This window comes from Algoriphagus formosus (assembly GCF_002807035.1).
GTDB lineage: Bacteria > Bacteroidota > Bacteroidia > Cytophagales > Cyclobacteriaceae > Algoriphagus > Algoriphagus formosus.
The window spans coordinates 364128-387681 of sequence record NZ_NIUC01000001.1 but is presented as its reverse complement, the minus strand read 5'-3'; the positions used below and the strand labels follow the sequence as shown (position 1 = coordinate 387681).

The following is a 23554-nucleotide window of genomic DNA, read 5'->3' as shown; positions in this document are numbered from 1 at the left end:
TTTAGTATAAGTCGTAGCGATGCTTTTCAATTATGGTCCCGGAGAGCTTTCCTTTGGTAGAAAGGATAAGATTTTCAGCCTTTCCTATCCAGACATGGTGAACTCCTTTTTGTAGCGCTTCGAAAGCATTGTCAAGTTTGGGAATCATACCTGAATGGATGACATTCTCTTTCCTGAGTTCAGCATAAATATCCTCATTGATCAGCGGTATGATTGAATTTTCATTTCGCTCATCGACCAAAACCCCGCTTTTGTTGAAGCAGTAATACAGGTTGACTTGATGCTTTTTAGCCAAATTTGTAGCGATGGCAGAAGCAATGCTATCCGCGTTTGTATTTAATAATTGTCCTGTTTTATCATGTGTAATGGCACAGAAAACGGGTACGATATCTTCCTGAAGTAGATAAGAAAGCAGGTGAGAGTTTACTTCTTTTATGTCTCCTACGAAGCCATAATCTATCTCTTTGACAGGTCGTTTTTCTGACTGAATTGCATTACCGTCAGCCCCGGTCATTCCCATCGAGTTAACACCTCGAGCTTGAAGCTTGGCGACAATATTTTTATTGATTAGCCCGGCGTAGACCATGGTCACAATGTCCAATGTATCTTGGTCGGTGATTCTACGTCCGTCAACCATTTCCGGCATGACTCCAAGTGACTCACCAAATTTAGAAGCCATCACACCACCTCCGTGAACGAGGATTTTTTTACCAGGGAATTTGGCAAATTGGTCCAAAAATTCTTCCAGTTTTTCAGGGTGGTCAATGACATTTCCCCCGATTTTGATCACGGAAATTTTCATAGTTTTTGATTTTAAAAATTATCCAATGATTTTGCTTAAAACAGCTTGTGCTGCATAGATTCTGTTTTCTGCTTGCCGCTGAACTAGCGATCGATCACTATCTAGGATTTCGTCTGATAATTCTAAGTTCCTTCGCACTGGCAAGCAATGCATTACTTTCGCATCAGGTGCTTTGCTGAGGTGCGCTTCAGTTAGCATCCAACTGGGATCTGTAGAGTGGATTTTTCCGTAATCATTAAAAGATGACCAGTTTTTAACATACACAAAATCAGCGTCTTGAAGTGCCTTGCTTTGATCATATTCTAAAGTGGCTCCTTTTGTAAATTTCTCATCCAACTCATAGCCCTCTGGATGGGTAATCGTCAAGTCATACTCCATTCCCAAAGCCCATTCGGAGAAGCTATTTGCAACTGCATGAGGAATGGCTTTGATATGGGGAGCCCAGGTCAAAACGACTTTTGGTCTTTTACCGGATGGGGTATTTTCCTTCATGGTAATCATATCTGCCAGACTTTGAAGAGGATGGCGGATTGCTGATTCCAAGCTAACGATTGGAATGCCGGAATGACGGATGAATTGATTCAATACAAAGTCCTCAGTATCCTCATTTTTTTGGGTTAGAGTAGGGAAAGCCCTGATAGCCAAAACATCAAAATAAGTACCCAACACACCGGCAGCATCTTTAATGTGCTCGACGGTGCCTTTATTCATCACTTCGCCATCTTTCATTTCCAATGCCCAACCTTCCTTGTCCATATTCAAGACAATTGGCTCCATACCGAGATTTTGAGCAGCGATTTGGGTACTGACCCGAGTACGGAGAGATGGGTTTAGAAAAATGCAGCCTACACGCTTGCCTATCCCTTTACTTATATCCTTTCGGGAATCATTTTTATAGGATTTTGCAAGATCAATAAGTTCTTGTCCAAGTGCTAAAGACTCAAATTGAGTAAAATTCTTCATAGTCTGAAAGGCCTTATTTGGCCAAAATTTCTCGAATTGCTGTGATAAACGAATTTAATTGATTCCATTCAACAGACAAGGGAGGAAGCAAACGAATCGTCTGCTTTTTTGCTGCAGAACCTGTGAATATTTGGTATTTGTTTACTAATTCCGAACGAACTGGTCCCGCTTCTCGGTCAAGATCTATCCCGATCATAAGCCCTTTTCCACGTACTTCCTGAATTTGTGGAATAGTTCGAAGCTCTGAAATTAGGCGTTCCCCAAGTTCATTTGCACGCTCTTGAAGCTTCTCTTTTTCAAGTACTTCCAAAACAGCTAATCCAGCTGCGCAAGCCAAGTGATTACCTCCAAAAGTGGTCCCCAAAAGGCCATAACTAGCTTCAAAATCGGGAGATATCAAAAGTCCCCCAATTGGGAAACCATTGCCCATTCCTTTGGCCATGGTAATCAAATCGGGCATCAAGCCATCTACCCATTGATGTGCAAAAAACCTTCCCGTCCGGCTAAAGCCTGATTGTACTTCATCAAGGATAAGCTTGGCACCGTATTTTTTACAGAGTTTTTCTAAGCCTAATAGAAATTCAGCATCCGGCACCTGAATGCCTCCCACACCTTGAATCCCTTCGATAATGACTCCGGCTATTTGTCCATGCGAAAGTGCTTTTTCTGTTTCTTCCAAATCTCCGAAAGGCAGGATATGGAAATCTGAACGGGCATTAGATGGGGCAATGATTTTTGGATTATCTGTCAAGGCAACTGCACCTGATGTTCTTCCATGAAATGCTCCCTTAAAGGCAATGAAACCAGGTTTTCCAGTTGCAAATGATGCCATTTTGATGGCGTTTTCATTTGCTTCAGCTCCCGAATTGCAAAAGAAGAGCTGGTAATTATGCAGACAGGAAAGTTCACCCAGTTTATTTGCGTATTCTTTTTGTATGGGAATTTGAACCGAGTTGGAGTAAAATGCAATAGAATCAAGCTGATCTTTGATTCGCTCGACAAAATGCGGATGAGTATGCCCAATTGAAATCACCGCATGACCTCCGTAGAGATCCAAGTATTCCCGACCTTGATCATCCCAAAGTTTACACCCTTCTGCCTTCTGAATAGTGATGGGAATCAAGGGATATACGTCAAATAGCTTCATTTTTATTTCAAAATTTTAAAGGGTGATGAGATCGGTTTTTGAAATTCCACTCAAGAAGTTAAAATGCAATTGACTTAAGATTCAACCCAGTCTTTTCATCCAAACCAAAAGCTAGATTATAGTTTTGAACCGCTTGTCCTGAGGCACCTTTCAGGAGGTTGTCGATTGCTGAATAAATCACCAATTGTCCGGCCTCTTTTTGTAAATAAACCAGACATTTATTCGTATTGACCACTTGCTTTAGGTCAATGTCATGGTCTGCGACATGGGTGAAAGCAGCATTTTTGTAAAATTCCTGATACAAGGCTTTTGCTTCTTCCAAACTACCCTCAAAAGGGAAATAGGCAGTAATCCAGATTCCCCGGGCAAAATTGCCGCGATAGGGGACAAACAGCAGATCTGAATCGAAATCAGCATTTGTTTGAATGAAGGTTTGCTTGATCTCTTTCAGGTGTTGATGTGTGAAGAGTTTGTAAACCGAAATATTGCTTAACCTGTAGCTGAAATGGGAGGTATCTGCCAGTTTCTTTCCTGCACCAGTACTCCCGGTAATTCCACTGATATGAATGAAATCCTTCACCAAGCCATTTAATACGGCTGGCAAAAGCGCCAATTGAATCCCAGTCGCAAAGCAACCGGGGTTGGCAATTCTTTTAGCGTTTTTGATCTTCTCTCGATTGACCTCAGGAAGCCCATAAATGAATCCATCTGATTCATCCCTGAAATCCGTGGAAAGGTCAATAATGACAGTATTGGGATCAAAAGAATGCTGATCTAAAAAAGAGCGTGTTTGTCCATGAGGCAAGCCTAAAAAAACTGCATCTAAACCGGAAGTTTCTACCTGATCGGTAAAATACAAGTCACAATCTCCGATCAAGTCCGGATGTACCTCGCTTACATGCTTTCCTACTTGACTGTTGGAATGGATATAGACCAGTTCACAGTTTGGGTGATGAACCAAAAGACGGATTAATTCACCTCCTGTGTAGCCTGCCGCACCAATGATAGCTGTTTTAATCATTTTCTTGTTGATTAACCTGATGGAAAATGGCTGTTTGATTTCCTAAAATTCGAGTAAAGCCCTTGACATCTTCGGCCGTGTAGCCTTTGTTCATTTCGCCATAGCTTCCAAATTTAGATGCCATCAAATCATGCTCTGAAGCAATTCCCAAAAGGGTAAAGTGCTTAACATCCAGTCTCACGAAGACATCACCTGATACATACTCCTGAGTGGATTGTAAGAAAGCTTCTAGATTTCGCATCACTGGATCTAGGTAATGCCCTTCATGGAGGTGATTTCCGTAGAATTCAGCTTGTTGGTTTTTCCAGAATAACTGCCACTTGGTAAGCGTATGCTTTTCGAGTAGTTGATGGGCTTTGATGATGATGATGGGTGCCGCCGCTTCAAAACCCACTCGTCCTTTGATACCGATGATCGTATCTCCGACGTGAATATCCCGACCGATTCCAAACGGGCCGGCTATCTCCTGAAGCTTTTGAATGGCATCTACCGGATTATCAAAAACTTCATTATCAATACCTTTCAATTCTCCTTGAACAAAGGTCAATTTTACCTCTTTAGCATCTTTCTCAGTGATCTGAGTAGGCCAAGCTTCTTCTGGAAGGTAACCCAATGAAGAAAGTGTCTCTTTTCCACCCACGGAAGTACCCCAGATTCCTTTGTTAATGGAATATGCGGCCTTTTCGAAATTCATTTCTACCCCATGCTTTTTGAGATACTCGATCTCCTCCTGTCGGGAGAGCTTCAAATCACGAATAGGAGTGATGATTTCAATATCCGGGATGATGGTCTGAAAGATCATATCAAATCGAACCTGATCATTCCCTGCACCGGTAGAACCGTGGGCAACCGCTTTGGCACCGATGGATTTGGCATAGTCAGCCAGGGATTTTGCCTGAAGGATACGCTCAGCAGATACCGATAGTGGATAAGTCCCGTTTTTCAAGACGTTACCAAAAGTCAGATATTTCAAAACCTGTTGATAGTAAGTATCAACCACATCCAAGATGGTAAAAGATGCGATTCCGAGACTTTTTGCTCGGGACTCGATGGACTTTAATTCTTCTTCGGAAAAACCGCCTGTATTGACCAACACAGCATGCACCTCATAACCCAAATCTTTGGATAAATGGAGCGCACAAAAGGTGGTATCTAGGCCGCCACTATAGGCTAAAACAACTTTTTGCATCTATTCTTGAATTTAAATGAAGAAACTGAGAAAGGATTTGGCTGATTTGCCAAGTTTAAGAAAGACGAATTTTTTCAATCGAACCCATCGATCAAACAGCTTGATACGCTTATCAAAGTCTTTTCGAAGGGCCATTTCTGACAATTTGTTTTTTGGGGCATTTGGATCATAAAGCATAGCCGTGCAAAGACAATTTTGTCTGCCTTTCGACATCAAAATTTCATAATTGACACAGCTTTGGCAACCTTTCCAAAACTCATTGTCATCTGTCAAGTCCGCATAAGAAACTGGGATATAACCCAGTTCGGAGTTGATTTTCATCACAGCAGGACCTGTGGTTAAGCCAAATATTTTCGAATCAGGATATTTAAGCCTACTGAGTTTGAATATTTCCTGCTTGATTTTTCTTGCCAAACCATACTTCCGGAATTCTGGGGAAACGATCAAACCAGAATTGGCCACATATTTTCCATGTCCCCAAGCTTCAATGTAGCAAAAGCCTGCCCAGCGACCATCTCCTGTCAAGGCGATGATGGCCTTTCCCTCTTCTATTTTGGTTTGGACGTATTCGATGCTACGTTTGGCAATACCTGTGCCGCGAGCTTTGGCCGAGTTGGCCATCTCATCGGTGATTTGCTGAGCAAATGATTTGTGACTGGCATCAGCCACTAATATTTTAAAGGTGATTTCTTCCATAATAGGTGGAGAAATGAATAACTGCGTTGCAGAAATGAATAAATCAGGAAAGGAAAGGACAAAAGGAAATCTCCCGCGTAGGGAAATTGAAAATATGGCAGGGTCAAACCCTAAAAAAGTACCTTCGCCTCCTAACTGGAGAAAAATTAACAGCAGGACATCCTACCACAACAAAAACTGTCGCGTTGGCTTCGGATATCAATATGTTATTGAAGGAATTCATTTGAGCGGGTAAAATTGTAACGTTGAAAAAGATATTCCAAAATAAATTCACAAAAATTAATCATTTCAGGCTTTTCGCTGAAAAGAATTTAACCAAACAGTTCAAAAAATTAGAATTCGAAAAATAAACCGAATTTTATTTTGAGCTATATCAAGCCTTTTTACTCATTTTTTTCAAAGCATTGACAAATTGATCCAATTCATCCGTGGTGGTGTAGATGTTTGGAGTGATTCTGCAGCCATGAACACCATTTCCATCGATTGCAACGGTGAAGATTTTAAATTCATCCATCAAGCGTTTGGCCATTTCACCGGGTTTTACTTTTTCCAAACCAACATTGGCGATGGCACAGGATCGAAAAGGCTCGATGGGTGTATTGACGTTGATTCCTTCGATTTCTCTGACCTGATCTGACCAATAACGCTGAATAAACCGCAACCGGTCTTCTTTCCGCTTTGCACCGATTTTTTCATGAAATTCAATGGCATTCATCACTGCTAGGTCTGTAGCTACCGGATGGGTTCCTGTATGGTTGAGATTGTAAATACCAGGCCGGTCTAATTGATAAGGCGCGAGTAGGGGACGAATTTGATCTGCTTTTCCCTTTTTGACATACAATAATCCAGCGCCAAGCGGTACACTCAGCCACTTGTGAAGACTTGATCCATAATAATCACAATCCAATTCTTTCATATCGAAGGTGAAATGTCCCACCGCATGCGCACCATCCACCATGACTTCTACTCCATACTGATGAGCCATATCACAGATTTTCCGAACTGGAAGAATGTGGCCAGTGATATTGACAATATGAGGTACCATGATCAGCCTAGTTTTGCTAGTTATAGCGTTTTCGTAGACTGATACAATCTCCTCATCTGACTGTGGATGCATTGGAATATCTATCTTTTTGAGATGGACACCATGTCTTCGATGAGCCAGCTCAAACATGGTCAGCATGCTGCCATAATCTTGATTTGACATGATAGCCTCATCTCCACGATTCCACGGATAGCCGGCAATAATAAGATCTAATGATTCGGTGGTATTCCGAGTGATCGCTATTTCCTCAGGATCTGCCCCAACCAATTCGGCCAGTTTGGCTGCTGATTTTGCCTTATTATCCCATTGTACCGTCCGCATGTAATAAGAACCTTGATAATTCACTTCACGGATGTGTTCGATGTATTTCTCGAGGGTTTCCTGGGGCAAGAAACAATAGTATCCATTTTCTAAATTGATGTAATCTGGTTTGAGTTTGTATCCCTTTCGAATTTGGTCCCAAATATCATCTGAGTCAAAGTCAATACCTGATAAATAATCGGCTTCAGCTTGACTTTTGAGCGGTGCTGCTAAGGTTCCAAAGCCAAGGCTTGCGAGTGCTTTGATAAATGTTCTTTTGTTCATGGCATCAAAGGATATAGGTTAAAACCCAAACGATCAAAAGCAAAATAGCCACCCAAGTGATCCAAGGTGAGCGTTTCGGAAATTCATATTTGCAAATGGGGCAAATAGCTGCCTTGGCATCAATTTCCATGGCACAGGATGGACATTCTTTAGTTTTCAAAATTCTGTGAACTCTTTTTATGATTTGATCATTTCTCCCATAAGTAAATCAAAAGTCTATGAAAATTGAAATTTGGTCGGATGTAGTTTGTCCTTTTTGCTACATCGGCAAGCGAAAACTTGAAAAAGCATTGGATAAATTTCCCTTGAAAGATCAGGTAGAAATTGAATGGAAGAGTTTCCAACTGAATCCGGAAGAGAAAACCAATCCATCGATCAATACTTTAGAGCATTTGGCGCAGTCAAAGGGATGGTCCATAGATCAAACCAGAGAAATCACTTCAAATGTGGTGGAAATGGCCAAAGAGCAGGGATTGGAATTTGACTTTGAGAAGGCAAAGGTGGCCAATACCAAAAATGCTCACCGACTCATTCATTTTGCAAAAAAGCATAGGAAAGGTGGAGAAATGAAGGAACGCTTACTAAAAGCCTACTTCAGTGATGGAGAAAATGTGGATGATCCGAATACGCTGATAAAGCTTGGAGCAGAAATCGGGTTGAATGAATCCGAAATTAAATCTATGCTAGCGTCCAATCAATTTGATGATGCTGTGGATCAGGATATTTATGAATCCCGATTGATCGGTGTTAGAGGAGTTCCTTTTTTCGTTTTAGATCGAAAATACGGGATTTCTGGAGCACAGCCTGACGAAGTATTTGAGGAAACCCTTGAAAAAGCATGGTCTGAGTTCGCGAAAAATAACTCGGTCTTAGAAATCAAAACAGCTGAAAACGGGGAAAGCTGTGATATAGACGGGAATTGCTAAATAGAGATGAAAGTAGGAAGCTTGGAGTAGGAAGATTTCTCCCGTCTCCTAGCTTCCAACTCCCCACTTTTTTACCAGACTCCACGAGTTTTCATCTGAAGCGTATACACCGCATCCATTGCGGTGATAAACAAAGTTTTTCTATCCAAGGCGGCAAAGGTGACATTGGCTGTCCATTTTGCAGGAACAGGGATGTGAGCGATTTTTTCGCCTTTCGAACTAAAAACAGTCACTCCGTCTCCGGTGAGGTAAACATTTCCTCGATTATCTATCGTCATTCCATCTGATCCCATTTCGCAGAAAAGCTCCTTGTTGATCAAATAACCGTCTTCTCTGATTTCATAGCGATAAGTTTTGCTATCTCCGATATCTGCTACATAGAGGTATTTACCATCAGGTGTACCAATGATACCATTTGGCTTAACTAAGTCCTCAGCTACTCGGAAAAACTCCGCTCCATCCTCAGACAAGAAATAGACATGCTCTCCATCTTGTTCCAATTCATTGCCTCGGATTCCTTCCCAATAAGGGCGTACATATAAAGGATCCGTAAAATACATTCCTCCCTTTGGTCGCACCCAGACATCATTTGGACCATTTAATTTTTTGCCTCTGAAGTTTTCGACCAAAAACGTTTCATTTCCCTTTGAATCCAAAGCCCAAAGCTGGTTTTGCTCATCTGCACAAGAGATGAGTGTCCCATCTAGCTTGAAATACATGCCATTGGATCGCCCAGCATTTTCTTTAAAAACTGACACTTCTCCTGAAATCGCGTTCCAGACATGGATACGATCATTGGGTTGGTCTGTGAAATACACATCGCCCACGCGACTGACTGCGGGGCCTTCGGTAAAGGAAAATCCATCTTGGACTTTTACCAGTTCGGCACCTTTGACGATGATTCCTTTTTTATCTTCAATTTGCGACATAGCTGTTTGGGATAAAATACCCGCTACCAGAGCGAGTAGTAATTTTTTATTGATCATAGATTTATTGGTTTCTCTCCATTACTAAAATTAGCACTTCTAGGTCTTCACTGTAAGCCATCCGTGAAATATTTTGATGGGATGAAAGGCTGATTTCAGCTAGCTTGGACCAAGTATTTTCATTTATTCTCGTAATGAAAATCTCATTTCCTCGTGCCATCAAAATAGATTTTTTATCCACCCAGATGAAATCTTCTGATCCAGCCAGACCTAGCCCCAGTTCGGATTTTCGATTGGTTTTTAAGTCAAAAGCCCGTAATTCCAAGGCAACACCATCGGGTTTTGTCTGCACTTCCTCTTTGGAAAGATAGGTGATTTCTGAGGTTTTTGGCCTTCGCTTTATTGATCTTCCGATATTCTGATCCATTGATACGAGATCTCCTCGACCTCTAGCATAAATCAATGAATTTGGCTCCCCCAAAACAAACATCGCCGCCTTGTTGTCATACCAGTCATAATAGCCCACAGGCTCGATATCATCATAGAGTAACTCCGGCTCGCTAAGGTTGATAGGGTAAAGCCAAAGCCGTTGAGCACCCCCGGGTTCAACTACGACCGCAGCTATGTATTGCTTGCAGTCAGTAATGGATGGGGAATATTCGCTTCGATCAGCAGTTTTGGTAAGATTGGTGAAGTTCTTTGTTGAAAAATTATAGAGAATTATGTCGTGATTTCCTTGATCATCAGCTGCCGAAAAAACTAATTCCTGATCATTGATGAAATTTGGTTGATTGTCATAGCCAACTCTATCTGTCAATGGTTTAGCTGTTTTTGCGAGAATTTCAAGGTTTTTACCCTTTCCTTTGGTATCCACTCGAATCAAATCAAAGCTTCCCTGCGCAAATAGCGGCAAAGAAAATAGGAACAGAAAGCAGAGATTGGCAGTAATCTTCTTCAGCATAAATGATTGGTTTGTGCAACCAAAATACAAAATCAAGGTTAGATTGCTGTGGACAAATTGAAGCTTTACACCAATCAGAATTTTGATCAACTCCGACAAAGACAAGATCCCCTTGCAGATCAGGCAGTTGAGGACTTGATAGCAAATCCAAGCTTTATTGATGTAATCAATTCTTGGGATATAATTCCTGATCAATTAAGCCCTGATTTCATTCCGAGAGTGAGAAATTTCTTTCAGTTTTATTTTGATAAACAATCACTTCAAGAAACTTCAGTTCTTCAAAATGGGCAGGATTTTTTTGCTAAAAACGGGGATATCTACTTAGGGCTATTGGGTTTTTATTCCTTGCCCTACTGCTATGCTTTTGGAGATGGTGCAGAAGTGCTAGTCAGGTCAAAACGGATCGTACAGGATATCGGAAAGCGGCTGGCAGAGACAGGTGTTTTTGTGATGGATATTTTCCGGCCTAATGCATTTATTTCTGATTCTCGGGCCTTCCTAACTTGCGCAAAAGTTCGGTTGATTCATGCTTTTAGCAGGTATTTTATCCAAAAATATGCACGGGACTGGGACCCAAAGTTTGGCAAAGCCATCAACCAAGAGGATATGCTAGGTACAAATTTGGCATTTAGTATGATCGTGCTTCGTGGAATGATCAAAATGGGCAGGAATATCTCAGAATCCGATTTTGAGGTTGTTTTGCAGTATTGGAAATGGATAGGGGAGTTGATCGGAGTGGATACTAGTTTTTGGCCTGAAAATTCCAAGGAAGCGTTTGAGTTGGATCGATTGATCAGGAAAAGACATCTAAAAAGCACAGAAGCAGGAAAAACCTTGATAGGTGCTCTCGGTGGCTACTATAAGGGAAACATTCCTGATTCCCTCATCCGGCAGCAAGTTGATGGATTATTTTATTTTTTCTTGGGAAAGGAAGCCTCCAATGCACTTGGAATTAAAAGCACAAATTCACTTCCTGGAAATTTGGTTGATCTTGTTTTTCGCTTTTCGGGATGGAAAAATTACGGCTCCAAGAAAAGCTATGAAGGTTTTCGCAGAATGATGGAAATTCAACAAAAAGAACAATTTGGAGAGGTCATAAAACTGAACTTACCTCAAGTTATCCGTTCGTAATCGGACACATTTTTGTACGTTTATCAATCATTTTAATCGTCCAACCCCTTCTTTTTGCCGAAAAACATGCATTTTGGGCATTGGCACCCTTTTCGTATTCTTACTGGCATGAAAGCAATCATCCTGAAACTTCAGAAGCTTCCATTGGAACTGATCTTTTGGATCGGAAGTTTGCTTGCAATTCTCACGATTGACCCTTGGGCAGCGAATCACTTTTCGCTCTGTCCGCTGGAAAATCTCGGGTTCAGTTGGTGTCCTGGTTGCGGTTTAGGCCGAGCCATGAACCTACTGGCACGAGGAGAATTTCAGGCATCTTGGGAAATGCATCCCTTGGCAGCTTTGGCGTATCTGGTGATTATTTCTAGAATTTGGAATTTGATAAGCAACCTAAAAACAACACACAACTATGGCTAATGTATTAAGACACCTGCCCGAACTCGAAGGAATGGAATTGGGCTACATTCAAGGACTGATGAAAAATATGGATGACGATCAAGCATCTCTCTTTGCACAGGTTTACCGTGCGAGAAGAAAAGACGCTCAAATGATCCTAATCTTGACCTTGATCGGTTTCTTTGGATTTGCAGGTTTGCATCGATTCATCTTGGGACAAATCGGCTTAGGTATTCTATATATTTTGACTGTCGGATTGTGCTTTATCGGTACGATCGTGGATTTGGTCAATTACAAGAGCCTAGCCTATGAATACAACGTCAAGATGGCACATGAAACCTTGGCAATGCTTTCCAATCAATATCCTTCTCCTATGGATGGAAATGGCGGAAACGCATAAATTGAAAATCACTAACCACTAGCAAGAGCCCCGATTTTTTGGGGCTTTTTTGTTACCAGTCATCTTCGGTACTTAAATCATCTTTGGGTTTTTGAAGAATTTCTTCAAAAAAGTCTTCCCCTTCATCGGAAAGTAAAAGGTGAAAACCCATCAATAGTTCTGAAATTGCTTGTAATTCCTCAAATGATGCTTGCTGCACATGGAAGGGAAGCTGAACAAGGTTTGGATCTTTTTTTGAAAATGGGGGAGGAACCTCCGCATCAAAGAGATAGGGCCAAAGGGTTTTTCCACAGGCTATTCCCCATCGATCTACGGCTACCTGCTCTGCATAGACTTCTAGCCTTTCATTAATTTCATTGAAAAAACGCTCTGTTTCAGCTAATCTGATTCTTGATCCTGCTCTAGACTTACCCTTGGTTTTCAAATGTTTAACCTGTGATTTACCTTGTTTTTTCCGAACCATGTAGGCTCGAAATATTTTGTGATCAATCAATTGGCGATTTTCAATGAGCCCTGTAAATGCTTGCCCGGCTCTAATTCCAACCAATGCTATGGCTGATTTGGATTGAAGAACGAGTTGATCATTTTGCCAATTGTGGTCCTAAGGAAGAAATATCTTGGCAAACCATTTATTTTGCATCCCCAACTCGAGTTGGTGCTTTTTTTGATTGTATTGAAGATCCAGATTTTCCTTTTTGGACTTTTTCAATAGCTCCTCAAAAGTCGTAAAATCAATATTTTGGGTATTGGGAATATGCATACAATTAGATCCAGAAAAGGATTTCTGCAAATAAACAAATAACTATGGACGAAGAAATAGAAAAACTCTTTCAGCGAATGCTTGACCCCGAGGAAGCAGAGGCTTACAATTTTGCTGATAAACTTGGGCTTAAAGCTACCGAAGAAGTCAAAGATAAGTTGATCGAATTAGTGCTTTCTGATGATTGGGAAGCTGCCTATCTGGCTTGTAGAGCCTTGTCTAAAACGCATTGGAATGAGGAATCACTGGATGCGATTTTTAAGGCTATCCATGATCGAAAAAATAAGCAGCAGCAGGGAGCTTTTGTGCAGATTTTAGAAGAATTCGACCTGAGCCAGCGTTTTGTTGATGTTTTCCGAGTGTACTTATTTGGAAATTTCAAGGCTTCCAGTTTGGCAAAGGAATATTTGGATAGCGTGGAATTCGATATTTCGCCAAGAACCATTCGAAAAGCAGAGAAGCACTGGAATCACTACCTCCACAACCCGGAAGATCCTGATAGTCTTTCCATTAAAAAATCTGAGGTTGAGCCTATGTTATTGGAAATGAGAGAATTATTTTCTGATTGAGTACAACTTTTGAGACTTTTTGAAGTTAATATTCATATGAGAAAGCTAGACGTCATTGGATTTCATAATCAATTTCTGAGCGATTTTGGCTTTAAATTTCATCCAAACCACTTGCTGTTTTTCAAAGATTTTGATCATGGGCAGCAAGTGGTTTTTATTCATTATTCTGAATATCCAGATGTGAGCTATTTAGAATATAATTTGGGGGTAAGAATTCATCAGGTTGAGGAAATCATCCATAAATTTCTCCCGAGCTTAAGTGATTATTCCCGTCGATCCATTACTCTTATCCAAAGTCCTGACAAAATAGGGAAAGAGCTTCCTAAGCGTTTTGTCTTAAACTCAAATTCACAGCTGGCTCAATCAATTATGGCTGCAGAGAAGTTTTTTGTGGGTCATGGATTTCATTGGATGGACGAAATGATCATTCCGGAAAACCTTGAGAAAGCTTTTGCAGATCGAAAAGAAAAAGTGTTTAGGACACAAAACTTTGTGTATTACGTTTTTCGTGGGGTAACCTTAGCCAGAATTTATAATCCCGATGATTATCCGGTTTTACGGGATATTTATTTAGAGGAAATTAAAAAGACGGGCATGACTCCATTTACTATCGCTTCATTCCTGCAGCTTTTAGATTTCCTGGACCATTTAGAGGATTAATCTCTTTTCTTTTTCACACCCCTAACAGCCTCAGCTTCTAATGGATTTTCAGGCCACTCGTGTTTGGGATACCTTCTTTTCAGTTCTTTTCTCACTTCAAAATAGCCGTTTGACCAAAAGCTTTTTAAATCTTGAGTCAATTGCACTGGCTTAAAGCCCGGTGAAAGCATTTCAAGAAGTAAAGCATTTTTCCCCTGATTTATCCTTGGAGTATCTATCAAACCAAAAAGCTCCTGCAATCTTACGGATAGTCGGGGTTGCAAACCTTCTTCTTGGTATTCAATTTTAATCTTGCTTCCTGAGGGCACTTCTATTTTTTCTGGAGCAAGTTGTGCTAGCATTTGCTGCTGCTCGAAGGAAAGAGAATGAAGTAGTATATCTTTTAAATTAAGCTTTTTGAGATCTTCATTTTTCGAAATATCTATCAAATAGGGAGATAGCCAATCAGTTGCATTTTTACAGAGGTTTTGAACCGACCAATCTGGCCAGGATGGATCATTATTCCAATTTCTAATCGATTGTACCCGGTAAATTAGCTGTAGGGTTTCCTCATTCCAATCCAATAAATACTGGCCATCTTCCTGAATAGCCCTAACAATGGCTTCCTTGGCTAATTCTGGATTGAATGATTTGAGTGGTCTTTTTCCCAAAATAATCGCCCCAATTCGCACTTCGGTCTCCGCTATAAGTCCACCCTTTTTTCGGTCCCATTCTAAAACTTCTCGAGTCTTAAGCATGGGTGCAAGATCCTTCGGATTCAAGGGGGCGGCTAACCATATTTTGCCCATTCCTTCTCTCGCATCCACCTGGGCCACGGCCAGCCAAGATTCATGAGCCAAATCATCTCGGTGACCGATTTGAGCAATTTTACCATTCGCCAATTGAAACTGAGCATTGTTTCCAGGACGTGCTGCGGCGATCCGTTCCGGGTAGGCATACGCTAGCAAAAGTCCGGTTGCCCAAGGATCAACTGGCGAATTTTCTGGCGTAACCTGAAAGATTTTCCTGTATTGTGCAGCTACCTTTTCTATTTTTTTGATTCTGGATATGCTTACTCCACGATCTCTATACCTCCTCAGGGCTTCTACGCGCAAATTGATATCTACTCCCGCATCAGCTCCCAAAGGATCTCGCTCCTCCAGGATAGCAGCCACATCAGTGGCTAATTCCAACTGTCCATTTTCTTTCGCATAGAGCAGCATATGTGCTATTCTTGGCTGTAGGGGTAAAGTTTGAATGGCTTTTCCATGGGCTGTAATCTGACCATTTTCAATCGCTTCGATCGCCTCCAACACCTTTTCAGATTGTGCTATGCTAGCTTTTGGTGGGGGAGTAAGCCAAGCCATTTCTTGAATATTATCCTTGCCCCAGGCTATCATGTCCAATACCATTCCGGTCAGGTCAGCCTCCAACAGCTCAGGAGTTCTAAAATCTGCCAATTGACTCTGAATGCCTTTATTCCAAAGCCGGTAGGAGTGGCCTGAAGAAAGCCTTCCGGCTCTTCCACTTCTTTGATCAGCTGAATCCTTACTGATTCGATGCAAAACCAAACGAGAAAGGCCTGAACGCGGGTCAAATTTATTTGATTTGGCAAATCCTGAATCTACTACCACCCGAATCCCTTCTATGGTAAGTGAGGTTTCGGCTATATCGGTTGATAAAACTATTTTTCTTTTTCCTTGTGGATTGGGTAAAATAGCTCTTTGCTGATCGGCAGGAGGGAGCTGTCCATAAAGTGGTAAAATAAGGTCATTGGGCAAAGCCTGTCTAAGAATGGTTTGGGCCTTTCTTATTTCCCCTTGTCCAGGTAAGAAAACTAAAAAATCTCCTTCATGCTTCTCAGTCAAAGGAATGATTTGTCGAGCGGTATCCTCCCCAATTGCATATTCATCGATTGGGTTCAAGTAATTAACTTCCACAGGAAACTGCCTTCCCTTACTTTCAAGTACATTCGCATGGAGTAAAGAGGAAAGTTCCATCGTGTCGATGGTCGCAGACATCAGGAGAATCCTCAAATCCGGTCTAAGTATCTCTTGAATCTCTCTTGCTAGCGCAAGTCCTACTTCAGAAAAGAGATTCCGCTCATGGAATTCATCAAATATCAACAAGCCGATTTCCTCCAATGCATTGTCTTGATGCATCATTCTGGTTAGAATTCCCTCTGTGATGACTTCCAAACGTGTTTTTTCCGAAATCGCTGATTCAAATCTAATTCGATAGCCCACCGTTTCACCCACTTTTTCACCAATCATATCAGCCATTCTAGTTGCAATGGACTTGGTGGCTAGACGTCTAGGTTCGAGCATCAAGATTTTCTTTCCTTTGAGCCACTCTTCTTCAAGCAGGGCTAATGGTAAAAGCGTACTCTTTCCCGCACCAGGAGGAGCTTGAATGATCAGGGAATTGGCTTTGGATAGATGATTTTTGACCTCAGGGATGATTTCAGATACAGGAAGGTCGAAGGAATCGGGATTAAGAATAATCATGCATCAAAGATATTGAATGACTACTTTTCATGTAAATCAGCATCAAAAAAGAGGAAAATAATTTCAGGTTTTTAAAATTCTTTAGATTAAAATCAGAACTTTAACCGGTAGAATCTCAGACTATGAATGCTAATAAAGATATTCGTTGGGTCCAGCGTTTTTCAAATTATGTGAAAGCTTTTGAGAAACTAGACCAAGCGATCGAAAAAATAAAATCCGAATATAGGCTGAAGGAAGATGGGAAAATTAGCTCAGATGAGTTTTTAGATGATATCATCAAAGAAGGGATTATTCAACGTTTCGAATATACCCATGAGCTTGCCTGGAATGTGATGAAGGATTACATGAAAGAAGTTGGTGGCATTACAACTATGGGGTCTAAAGATGCAACAAAAGAAGCATTTTCGGCTGGTTTAATTTCGAAAGGAGAAACATGGATGGACATGATCAAGAGTAGGAATAAAACCTCCCATTCCTACAATGAAGAAACGGCTGACAGTATTTTTTTGAGTATCATACATGATTATCACTCGCTTTTCGAACACTTCCGGGACAACATGGAAGAAATCAGGAGTGGATCAAAAGGAAAACTGTTTTAAAATGGATTTTGGATTGTCTTCATCGGTTATAAAAAAGCTTCAAGAAGTGTTTGAGTCATTTCGTGAAGTAAATAAAGTAGTTATTTATGGGTCCCGAGCAAAAGGTAATTTCAGAGAAGGTTCTGATATTGATTTGACTCTTTTTGGAGAAAATCTGGACCTTAAAAAGCTACAAAAAATTGAACTTGAAATTGATGAGCTTTATTTACCTTACAAACTAGATTTGCCTTTGTTCCATCAAATTTCAAACTTAGACCTAATCGAACATATAAATCGAGTGGGAAAAATTTTTTACCAAAAAGAAAAAACCACTTCAAATTGATCTGAAGTGGTTTTGACTTTTTAGATTTGGATTATTGAGCAGAAAGTTTTGCTTCAGCTTTTCCGTATTCCCAACGAATCTCAAATCCTTCTCCGGTCACTTCATAGACCAATCGCTCCTCCATTGAGGAGGTTTGCTGTGAAGGTACATTTACTCGAAGCGCGTCTTTTGAGGAATCATAATTGAAGGCTCCCCATTGCTTAGCTTCGGTATTGAAAATGAATGTAGACTCGTACTCACCTGGGATAATAAAGAAAGCATAGGTTCCAGCAGGAAGCTTTTGGCCTTCTACCATGATATCTTTATCCGTGGTGAAAGTGGTCGCCTCATTGGCTCCCGCTCTCCAAACTTGGCCTAGAGGAACCAAATCTCCCCAGATCATACGGCCTTTTACAGCAGGAGAGGAATAGTTGATAGTGATTTTTGCATCTCCTACAGTTCCTTCAGCGGTACGGGCAGGACTAGGTTTTTCTTGTGCTTGGGCAGCAAAAACAAATGCACCAAGCATCAGTGCAGAGAAAAGGATTTTTTTAAAGTTCATGGTTATGTGATTTAGTGATAGTGAAATTAAAGGGTTAAAATAATTATATAAAGGTTTGTACTGACAATTATTAAAAAGGTTTAGGGAATACGCTAATTCCCTAAACCTAAGTAAATTAAACTTTAACCCATGATTGGGATTTATTACTATCGATAATTCGCTCACCGATAATTAGCTCCCTCAATCCATCAGCGAAGGTCGGGAATGATGGCGAATCAGGCTGTTTTCCTTTTCGGACTGCCGCATACACTTCCTTAAACATTTGTTTAGATGTATCAGGAAAGCCTTCATTATGGCCTCCAGGGAAAGAAATAAGGGCTGAAGCTTCTGGGTGAAACAATGCCGGATCTTTCATCAGATGACCATTTGCTGTCTCTCTTTTGCCTATCCAAAGCTCATTAGGCCGCTCTGAATTGAATTCGAAATTTGACTTAGAGCCAGCAATTTCGATGTTTAAACGGTTCTTTCGTCCTGCATTGACCTGGGATACAGTGATAGAGCCTTTCGATCCATTATCAAAACGCAATAAGACAGTAGCATGGTCCTCAGTGTTGATTGGAACTTCTTCATAATCATCCATGGTAAGCATTTTGCCAGAATAGGTTTCGATGGCTTTCAGAGGCTTCAATCGGGTTTTATGAACCGTAGAGAAGTCAGCTAATACTTCTGTGATTTTCAGTCCGGTCACGTATTCAGTGATATCCAATAAGTGGGAACCGATGTCGGCAATAGCACGAGAATCACCGGATTTGTCAGGTTCCAATCTCCAGTTATAGTCTGTCTTTAAAAATAGCCAATCCTGCAAATAGGAGCCCATAATACTGTAGACCTCACCCAGTTCTCCTTTCTCTCGCATGGTCTTCATTTGTCTGACCATAGGGTAGTAGCGGAGGTTGAAATGCACGGCATTAACCAGTCCTTTCTCAGCAGCAAGTGCTACCAACTCTTCTGCTTCATCAATTTTTACAGCCAAAGGCTTTTCGCAAATCACATGCTTGCCTGCTTCTAATACAGCCTTGGTTTGTGGATAATGAAGAAAATTAGGAGTACAGATATGAACTACGTCGATATCCGAATCTTTCAGCATCTCTTCAAAAGTGTAAGCTTTAGGAATTCCCAATAAAGCTGCTTTTTCATCGGCTAACTCTTGAGTCACCTCAACCAGGCCAATTACTTCAATATTTGGAATTCTTCTTAGTGCCTCTAAGTGGGCCGGACCGATAAATCCTGTTCCGACGATGGCTGTATTGATTTTTTGAGACATAGGTTTTTAGGTTTTATTTGATGTTAAACAAAGTTTCAAATTAGGAAAAATGCTTAATAATCGAACAAAGAAGTGTATTCATTTATCTTCAAGCTTGGTCTTGGCTTTTGTTAGCTGATAATGAAATAAGTCGAATATCTTTTACTCAGAAGGCTTTAGCCACCATTTGCTGTTTTGAGATTGTTCTTCATTGAAATAAAGGAATGAGCCGATCATTGGCGTTCGGACTTTTACTTTTAGCTCTTCAGCTTTTGGTAATAGACGGTCGATAGGATCCGTCCAACTGTGCATAGCTAGTCGAAATGCTCCCCAGTGAATTGGCATGATTTGTTTGGCTCGCAAATCCAGACCAGCCTGTGCGGTCTCCTCAGGCATCATGTGGATTTCTTTCCAGTTTTCATTGTATTGGCCACATTCTAAAAGTGCCAAATCAAAAGGTCCATATTTATCACCGATTTCTTGAAAATGAGGTCCATAGCCACCGTCTCCACTGAAATAAATGCTTTCTGAAGTGGTAGAAATCACCCAAGAACCCCATAGCGTACTAAACCGATTGGACAAGCCCCGGCCTGAAAAGTGTCTACTTGGAGTAAATGCTACTGAAACTCCTTCATAGGAATCCTCCTCCCACCAATCCATTTCTTGGATGTTTTCACGAGACACACCCCATCGCTCCAGATGCGCGCCAACGCCCAAGGGGACATAAAACATTTTTGTTTTAGGGATCAGGAGTTGTACAGATTCATAATCCAAATGATCGTAATGATCATGAGAAAAAAACACCATGTCGATAATCGGCAATTGCTCTACCTCAATGGGTAATTCATCATAAAACCGCTCATTCCCAAGCCAAGGATGTGGAGCTGGAACATCTCCAAACATCGGATCTAACAAAATATTTTTACCGGCTAGCTGAAGCAAGAAGGCTGAATGTCCAAACCAAATAAGTCGAGATTGTTGGGAGTTTATTAAATCCAAAGAATCTACCTTTTGAACAGGTAATTCAAAATCCGGTTGACGAGAAGGATCTGACTTGAAGAATTCAGGTAAGAGTTTGATGGCTTTGGCAAAGCCCATACTCATTTCTGTAGGAATCAGATTTTGAAATTTCCCATCACTATAATGCGGAAGCTTTTCGAATTCTTGGACTTGTTCTTTGCTTGGATTAGCTCCAAACTGGGGATTAAGATTTAGAAAAAGCGCTACAAAAAGAATTAGGCTAAAAACAAAGCCTGCGGGAATTAGAATAATATTTCGAATCACTTTTCTTTTGAATTGAAGAGATTTAATTGACGGGCAAATAGTAAACCAATTTTACCTAAAAATAAATCCCACATAGATTAGTCTCATAAACCGAAATTGAGGAAAGAAGTTTTTACCGATCTTTTTCAGCGTATAATTCCATCAATGGCATTTTCAGCTACTTGATTTTTTGTAACTTACCTAAAAAAAAGAACCATGGCCAGTTTCAATCTTAAAGTAAATGGAAAGAGTCATCAGGTGGACGTAGAAGATGACACTCCTTTGTTGTGGGTGCTTCGTGATCACCTGGGACTAGTAGGTACAAAATTTTCATGTGGAATCGCTCAGTGTGGTGCTTGCACTGTTCATCTCAATGGCAATCCTACTTTTTCATGTGTGACACCCATCTCAAGTGTGGGTAACTCCGAGGTAACGACCATTGAGGGGCTATCAGAAAACGGTGATCATCCTGTACAAAAAGCATGGGAGGAAGTAGATGTGGCACAATGTGGCTACTGTCAAGGAGGACAAATTATGCAAGCGGCGGCTTTTTTGAAGCAAAATCCTAATCCCAGTATGGAGGAAATTGACAATGCGATGAACAGAAATATTTGTCGCTGTGGTACCTATCACAAGATTCGCGAAGCAGTAGCAGAGGCAGCCAAAAACATGTAATTATGAAAACTGTAAAAAGAGAAAGTAGAAGAGACTTCTTAAAAGCTGCTGGCTTAACTGCTGGTGGATTATTTATAGGATTCAACTGGTCTAGCTGTGATAGCCCGAAAGTCGAGGTTTTGAGTACCGAGCAGGTACTGGCCAATGCCAAAAACTTCAATGCATATCTTTCGATAGCTCCATCCGGAGATGTCGTGATTTATTCCCCTAATCCTGAATTGGGACAAAATATAAAAACCTCTTTTCCCATGGTTGTAGCCGAGGAGCTCGATGCAGACTGGTCAAAAGTCAGAGTCTTGCAGGCCAACCTGGATACGGAAAAGTACGATCGCCAACTCACCGGGGGATCAGGAGCCATGCCTCATAGCTGGGAAAGGCTTAGAAAAGCAGGGGCTACAGCCAAGTATGTCTTGGTAGCGGCTGCTGCAAAAGCCTGGAATGTATCCGCTGAGGAAATTAGTGTCGAGAATGGAATCATTTCGCATAAGGGTTCAGGAAAATCTGGCCATTTCGGTGAGTTTGTAGGAGAGGCTGCTCAGATGGAGACACCTGAAGAGGTGATTTTAAAGGATAAAAAGGATTTTAAAATCATAGGCACTCCAGTGAAAAACGTGGATGCCCGTGAAATTTATACAGGAAAACCACTCTTTGGATTGGATTTCTATCGAGAGGGAATGAAGAACGCCATGGTTCAGCGCGCACCTTTTGGAATGAAAATCAAATCTGTTGAAGATGGCGCTGCTAGAGCAGTGGCAGGAGTGACTGATGTCGTCAGATTCAATAATTCGGTAGCAGTAGTTGGAGATTCTACTTGGCCACTTTTAAAAGCTAAAAAATTATTGCGAGTGGAGTATGAGCCTGATGGAACTGTAGAAAGCACTGCTGACCATGATCGAATATTCCAAGATTTAATTGCCAATGGCAAAGCGGAAGTAAGGAGAGAAGATGGTAATGTTAAATCAGCATTTGCCAATGCTGCTAAAGTGGTGAGTGCAGAATATCAATGTCCTTTTCTTGCGCATTCGCCTATGGAGCCGGAAAACTTCTTTGCGCATGTGCAAGGAGATCGCTGCGAGCTGATTGGCCCCACGCAAACTCCTGATCGAGCTAGACAAACTGCTGCCCAAATCCTTGGAATTCCTGCCGAAAATGTAACGGTAGAAATTACCCGTTTGGGAGGTGGATTTGGCCGAAGACTTCGTGCAGACTTTGTGGAAGAGGCGGTACATATATCTAAAGCCATCAATGCTCCAGTGAAACTTACATGGAGTAGAGAAGATGAACTCACTGGAGGAGCTTACAGACCAGCTGTTAGATATCGATTCGAGGCAGCATTGGATGAAGGCGGCACCATGATTGGGTACAAGCTCCGTGGAGTAGGGATGAATGCGGGTAATTCTACTCGAGAGAATAACTTCCCTTCTGGTGCAGTGGATAATTTATTGATCGAAAATATCAATTACGACTCTAGCATCACTACGAATGCATGGCGAGCTCCTATCACCAACTTTCTGGCATATGCAGAGCAAAGCTTCTTAGATGAAGTGGCTTTGGAAGCAGGAAAGGATCCAGTTGCATTTAGATTAGAACTACTAGATCGAGCCAAAAATAATCCAGTAGGAAGGCTTGGCTATGATGTTGACAGAATGATAGGAGTGGTTAAAACTGCTGCTGAAAAATCAAATTGGGGTCAAAATCCAAATGTCAAGCAAGGGTTTAGCGTGTATTTTTCTCACCGATCTTATGTAGCTCAAGTGGCAGATATTGAGATGGAGGGTGGTTCGCCTGTTTTGAAGAAGATTACGGCTGTGACGGATTGTGGAATGGTTGTAAATCCTACGGGTGCAAATCATCAGGTCCGAGGTGGAATCGTAGATGGAATGGGCCATGCCATGTATACGAATTTAACCTTCGAAAATGGTGTTCCAAAGCAAAGAAACTACGATTTATACAGATTGATCCGAATGAAAGAAGTTCCGGAGATTGAAACTCACTTCGTTGATTCCGGTTATGATCCTACTGGTCTGGGAGAGCCTGCTCTTCCGCCTACAGGTGGTGCCATTGCCAATGCCATATTTGCAGCGACAGGCAGAAGACTTCGAAGTCAGCCATTCATCGAGCAAAAGGAATTTTCTGATGTGAAACTGGAAATTCGAAGATCTTAAAATTGATTTAATCATAATAAATAGAACACGAAAAAGCCTCTAAATTCATTTTAGGGGCTTTTTGTTTTTGTGAATGCCAAACCGGC

General features: G+C 41.2%; 26 protein-coding genes. 10 read left to right on the top strand and 16 right to left on the bottom strand.

Translation table 11 applies throughout. The features are described 5' to 3' along the window. Position 1: 1 nt before the first annotated feature. The 8 genes from argB to CDH51_RS20005 form a co-directional block, all read right to left on the bottom strand. Positions 2 to 802, bottom strand: coding sequence for an acetylglutamate kinase (gene argB, locus CDH51_RS01780; RefSeq protein WP_100626977.1), 801 nt, complete (start codon positions 800 to 802; stop codon positions 2 to 4). A gap of 18 nt (positions 803 to 820) precedes the next feature. Then, positions 821 to 1765, bottom strand: a complete 945-nt coding sequence (locus CDH51_RS01775; protein WP_100626976.1) for a Rossmann-fold NAD(P)-binding domain-containing protein — start codon at positions 1763 to 1765, stop codon at positions 821 to 823. A 13-nt stretch (positions 1766 to 1778) separates the two neighbouring features. Then, positions 1779 to 2912 carry an aspartate aminotransferase family protein gene (locus tag CDH51_RS01770; protein ID WP_100626975.1) on the bottom strand — a complete coding sequence of 378 codons (1134 nt, stop codon included), beginning with the start codon at positions 2910 to 2912 and terminating at the stop codon, positions 1779 to 1781. 58 nt (positions 2913 to 2970) lie between these two features. Beyond that, positions 2971 to 3933, bottom strand: coding sequence for an N-acetyl-gamma-glutamyl-phosphate reductase (gene argC / locus CDH51_RS01765; RefSeq protein ID WP_100626974.1), 963 nt, complete (start codon positions 3931 to 3933; stop codon positions 2971 to 2973). Then, positions 3926 to 5122 (bottom strand): argininosuccinate synthase, encoded by a 1197-nt coding sequence (locus CDH51_RS01760; protein ID WP_100626973.1) that lies wholly within the window; start codon positions 5120 to 5122, stop codon positions 3926 to 3928. Before CDH51_RS01760 ends, argC begins: the two co-directional genes overlap by 8 nt. Before the next feature lie 12 nt (positions 5123 to 5134). Further along, a complete protein-coding gene (locus CDH51_RS01755; protein ID WP_100626972.1) occupies positions 5135 to 5818 on the bottom strand; it encodes a GNAT family N-acetyltransferase in 684 nt (227 codons plus the stop codon). A gap of 373 nt (positions 5819 to 6191) precedes the next feature. After that, entirely contained in the window at positions 6192 to 7448 is a 1257-nt protein-coding gene (locus CDH51_RS01745) for an aminotransferase class V-fold PLP-dependent enzyme (protein ID WP_100626970.1), read from the bottom strand. Positions 7449 to 7452: 4 nt separating this feature from the next. Further along, on the bottom strand, positions 7453 to 7608 hold the full coding sequence (locus tag CDH51_RS20005; protein ID WP_155850820.1) for a hypothetical protein: 156 nt from the start codon (positions 7606 to 7608) through the stop codon (positions 7453 to 7455). 58 nt (positions 7609 to 7666) lie between these two features. Here CDH51_RS20005 and CDH51_RS01740 point away from each other — a divergent pair, with 58 nt between their 5' ends. Further along, a complete protein-coding gene (locus CDH51_RS01740; protein ID WP_100626969.1) occupies positions 7667 to 8374 on the top strand; it encodes a DsbA family oxidoreductase in 708 nt (235 codons plus the stop codon). 71 nt (positions 8375 to 8445) lie between these two features. Here the strand turns inward: CDH51_RS01740 and CDH51_RS01735 are convergent, their stop codons facing one another. Both CDH51_RS01735 and CDH51_RS01730 read right to left on the bottom strand, forming a co-directional pair. After that, complete coding sequence (locus CDH51_RS01735; protein WP_100626968.1) at positions 8446 to 9360, bottom strand: SMP-30/gluconolactonase/LRE family protein; 915 nt, start codon at positions 9358 to 9360, stop codon at positions 8446 to 8448. A gap of 4 nt (positions 9361 to 9364) precedes the next feature. Next, positions 9365 to 10261, bottom strand: a complete 897-nt coding sequence (locus CDH51_RS01730; protein WP_100626967.1) for a TolB-like translocation protein — start codon at positions 10259 to 10261, stop codon at positions 9365 to 9367. A gap of 48 nt (positions 10262 to 10309) precedes the next feature. On the opposite strand from CDH51_RS01730, the gene CDH51_RS01725 reads away from it, so the two are divergent. The 3 genes from CDH51_RS01725 (at position 10310) to CDH51_RS01715 (ending at position 12185) form a co-directional block, all read left to right on the top strand. Next, positions 10310 to 11392 (top strand): oxygenase MpaB family protein, encoded by a 1083-nt coding sequence (locus tag CDH51_RS01725; RefSeq protein ID WP_100626966.1) that lies wholly within the window; start codon positions 10310 to 10312, stop codon positions 11390 to 11392. Between the two features lie 108 nt (positions 11393 to 11500). Next, entirely contained in the window at positions 11501 to 11806 is a 306-nt protein-coding gene (locus CDH51_RS01720; protein ID WP_024282441.1) for a DUF2752 domain-containing protein, read from the top strand. Beyond that, positions 11799 to 12185, top strand: a complete 387-nt coding sequence (locus CDH51_RS01715; RefSeq protein ID WP_100626965.1) for a TM2 domain-containing protein — start codon at positions 11799 to 11801, stop codon at positions 12183 to 12185. The genes CDH51_RS01720 and CDH51_RS01715 overlap by 8 nt, the downstream gene beginning before the upstream one ends. A 52-nt stretch (positions 12186 to 12237) precedes the next feature. Here CDH51_RS01715 and CDH51_RS01710 read toward each other — a convergent pair whose 3' ends face one another. Then, complete coding sequence (locus tag CDH51_RS01710) at positions 12238 to 12732, bottom strand: hypothetical protein (RefSeq protein WP_100626964.1); 495 nt, start codon at positions 12730 to 12732, stop codon at positions 12238 to 12240. 54 nt (positions 12733 to 12786) lie between these two features. Continuing rightward, positions 12787 to 12945 (bottom strand): hypothetical protein, encoded by a 159-nt coding sequence (locus CDH51_RS20000; protein ID WP_157807020.1) that lies wholly within the window; start codon positions 12943 to 12945, stop codon positions 12787 to 12789. Positions 12946 to 12989: 44 nt separating this feature from the next. On the opposite strand from CDH51_RS20000, the gene CDH51_RS01705 reads away from it, so the two are divergent. After that, positions 12990 to 13514 carry a HEAT repeat domain-containing protein gene (locus CDH51_RS01705; RefSeq protein WP_100626963.1) on the top strand — a complete coding sequence of 175 codons (525 nt, stop codon included), beginning with the start codon at positions 12990 to 12992 and terminating at the stop codon, positions 13512 to 13514. 36 nt (positions 13515 to 13550) lie between these two features. Next, positions 13551 to 14174 (top strand): hypothetical protein, encoded by a 624-nt coding sequence (locus CDH51_RS01700; protein WP_100626962.1) that lies wholly within the window; start codon positions 13551 to 13553, stop codon positions 14172 to 14174. On the opposite strand, the gene hrpB is transcribed toward CDH51_RS01700, so the two are convergent. After that, positions 14171 to 16660, bottom strand: coding sequence for an ATP-dependent helicase HrpB (gene hrpB, locus CDH51_RS01695; protein WP_100626961.1), 2490 nt, complete (start codon positions 16658 to 16660; stop codon positions 14171 to 14173). The two genes, CDH51_RS01700 and hrpB, sit on opposite strands and share 4 nt — an antisense overlap. Positions 16661 to 16782: 122 nt before the next feature. Here hrpB and CDH51_RS01690 point away from each other — a divergent pair, with 122 nt between their 5' ends. Together CDH51_RS01690 and CDH51_RS01685 are read left to right on the top strand one after the other, a co-directional pair. Then, complete coding sequence (locus CDH51_RS01690; RefSeq protein ID WP_100626960.1) at positions 16783 to 17259, top strand: nucleotidyltransferase substrate binding protein; 477 nt, start codon at positions 16783 to 16785, stop codon at positions 17257 to 17259. A gap of 1 nt (position 17260) precedes the next feature. Continuing rightward, positions 17261 to 17581, top strand: coding sequence for a nucleotidyltransferase domain-containing protein (locus CDH51_RS01685; RefSeq protein ID WP_100626959.1), 321 nt, complete (start codon positions 17261 to 17263; stop codon positions 17579 to 17581). Positions 17582 to 17612: 31 nt separating this feature from the next. On the opposite strand, the gene CDH51_RS01680 is transcribed toward CDH51_RS01685, so the two are convergent. From CDH51_RS01680 to CDH51_RS01670, 3 genes are all read right to left on the bottom strand, one after another. After that, positions 17613 to 18122 carry a DUF2911 domain-containing protein gene (locus CDH51_RS01680; protein WP_100626958.1) on the bottom strand — a complete coding sequence of 170 codons (510 nt, stop codon included), beginning with the start codon at positions 18120 to 18122 and terminating at the stop codon, positions 17613 to 17615. Between the two features lie 115 nt (positions 18123 to 18237). Continuing rightward, on the bottom strand, positions 18238 to 19386 hold the full coding sequence (locus CDH51_RS01675; RefSeq protein ID WP_100626957.1) for a Gfo/Idh/MocA family protein: 1149 nt from the start codon (positions 19384 to 19386) through the stop codon (positions 18238 to 18240). A gap of 141 nt (positions 19387 to 19527) precedes the next feature. Next, positions 19528 to 20649, bottom strand: a complete 1122-nt coding sequence (locus tag CDH51_RS01670; RefSeq protein WP_232724724.1) for an MBL fold metallo-hydrolase — start codon at positions 20647 to 20649, stop codon at positions 19528 to 19530. 195 nt (positions 20650 to 20844) lie between these two features. Here CDH51_RS01670 and CDH51_RS01665 point away from each other — a divergent pair, with 195 nt between their 5' ends. Together CDH51_RS01665 and CDH51_RS01660 are read left to right on the top strand one after the other, a co-directional pair. After that, entirely contained in the window at positions 20845 to 21303 is a 459-nt protein-coding gene (locus CDH51_RS01665; protein ID WP_024282453.1) for a (2Fe-2S)-binding protein, read from the top strand. Positions 21304 to 21305: 2 nt separating this feature from the next. Then, complete coding sequence (locus tag CDH51_RS01660; RefSeq protein ID WP_100626956.1) at positions 21306 to 23468, top strand: xanthine dehydrogenase family protein molybdopterin-binding subunit; 2163 nt, start codon at positions 21306 to 21308, stop codon at positions 23466 to 23468. Positions 23469 to 23554: the final 86 nt, after the last annotated feature.

Bases quoted from the DNA above. Each gene is read 5' to 3' on its own strand.
- CDH51_RS01720 (WP_024282441.1), top strand. From the start codon at position 11,501: ATGAAAGCAATCATCCTGAAACTTCAGAAGCTTCCATTGGAACTGATC.
- CDH51_RS01755 (WP_100626972.1), bottom strand. From the start codon at position 5,818: ATGGAAGAAATCACCTTTAAAATATTAGTGGCTGATGCCAGTCACAAA.
- CDH51_RS01770 (WP_100626975.1), bottom strand. From the start codon at position 2,912: ATGAAGCTATTTGACGTATATCCCTTGATTCCCATCACTATTCAGAAG.
- CDH51_RS01675 (WP_100626957.1), bottom strand. From the start codon at position 19,386: ATGTCTCAAAAAATCAATACAGCCATCGTCGGAACAGGATTTATCGGT.
- CDH51_RS01705 (WP_100626963.1), top strand. From the start codon at position 12,990: ATGGACGAAGAAATAGAAAAACTCTTTCAGCGAATGCTTGACCCCGAG.
- CDH51_RS01660 (WP_100626956.1), top strand. From the start codon at position 21,306: ATGAAAACTGTAAAAAGAGAAAGTAGAAGAGACTTCTTAAAAGCTGCT.
- CDH51_RS01775 (WP_100626976.1), bottom strand. From the start codon at position 1,765: ATGAAGAATTTTACTCAATTTGAGTCTTTAGCACTTGGACAAGAACTT.
- CDH51_RS20000 (WP_157807020.1), bottom strand. From the start codon at position 12,945: ATGCATATTCCCAATACCCAAAATATTGATTTTACGACTTTTGAGGAG.
- CDH51_RS01730 (WP_100626967.1), bottom strand. From the start codon at position 10,261: ATGCTGAAGAAGATTACTGCCAATCTCTGCTTTCTGTTCCTATTTTCT.
- CDH51_RS01685 (WP_100626959.1), top strand. From the start codon at position 17,261: ATGGATTTTGGATTGTCTTCATCGGTTATAAAAAAGCTTCAAGAAGTG.
- CDH51_RS01680 (WP_100626958.1), bottom strand. From the start codon at position 18,122: ATGAACTTTAAAAAAATCCTTTTCTCTGCACTGATGCTTGGTGCATTT.
- CDH51_RS01735 (WP_100626968.1), bottom strand. From the start codon at position 9,360: ATGATCAATAAAAAATTACTACTCGCTCTGGTAGCGGGTATTTTATCC.
- hrpB (WP_100626961.1), bottom strand. From the start codon at position 16,660: ATGATTATTCTTAATCCCGATTCCTTCGACCTTCCTGTATCTGAAATC.
- CDH51_RS01700 (WP_100626962.1), top strand. From the start codon at position 13,551: ATGAGAAAGCTAGACGTCATTGGATTTCATAATCAATTTCTGAGCGAT.
- CDH51_RS01745 (WP_100626970.1), bottom strand. From the start codon at position 7,448: ATGAACAAAAGAACATTTATCAAAGCACTCGCAAGCCTTGGCTTTGGA.
- argC (WP_100626974.1), bottom strand. From the start codon at position 3,933: ATGATTAAAACAGCTATCATTGGTGCGGCAGGCTACACAGGAGGTGAA.
- CDH51_RS01715 (WP_100626965.1), top strand. From the start codon at position 11,799: ATGGCTAATGTATTAAGACACCTGCCCGAACTCGAAGGAATGGAATTG.
- argB (WP_100626977.1), bottom strand. From the start codon at position 802: ATGAAAATTTCCGTGATCAAAATCGGGGGAAATGTCATTGACCACCCT.
- CDH51_RS01665 (WP_024282453.1), top strand. From the start codon at position 20,845: ATGGCCAGTTTCAATCTTAAAGTAAATGGAAAGAGTCATCAGGTGGAC.
- CDH51_RS01690 (WP_100626960.1), top strand. From the start codon at position 16,783: ATGAATGCTAATAAAGATATTCGTTGGGTCCAGCGTTTTTCAAATTAT.
- CDH51_RS01760 (WP_100626973.1), bottom strand. From the start codon at position 5,122: ATGCAAAAAGTTGTTTTAGCCTATAGTGGCGGCCTAGATACCACCTTT.
- CDH51_RS01740 (WP_100626969.1), top strand. From the start codon at position 7,667: ATGAAAATTGAAATTTGGTCGGATGTAGTTTGTCCTTTTTGCTACATC.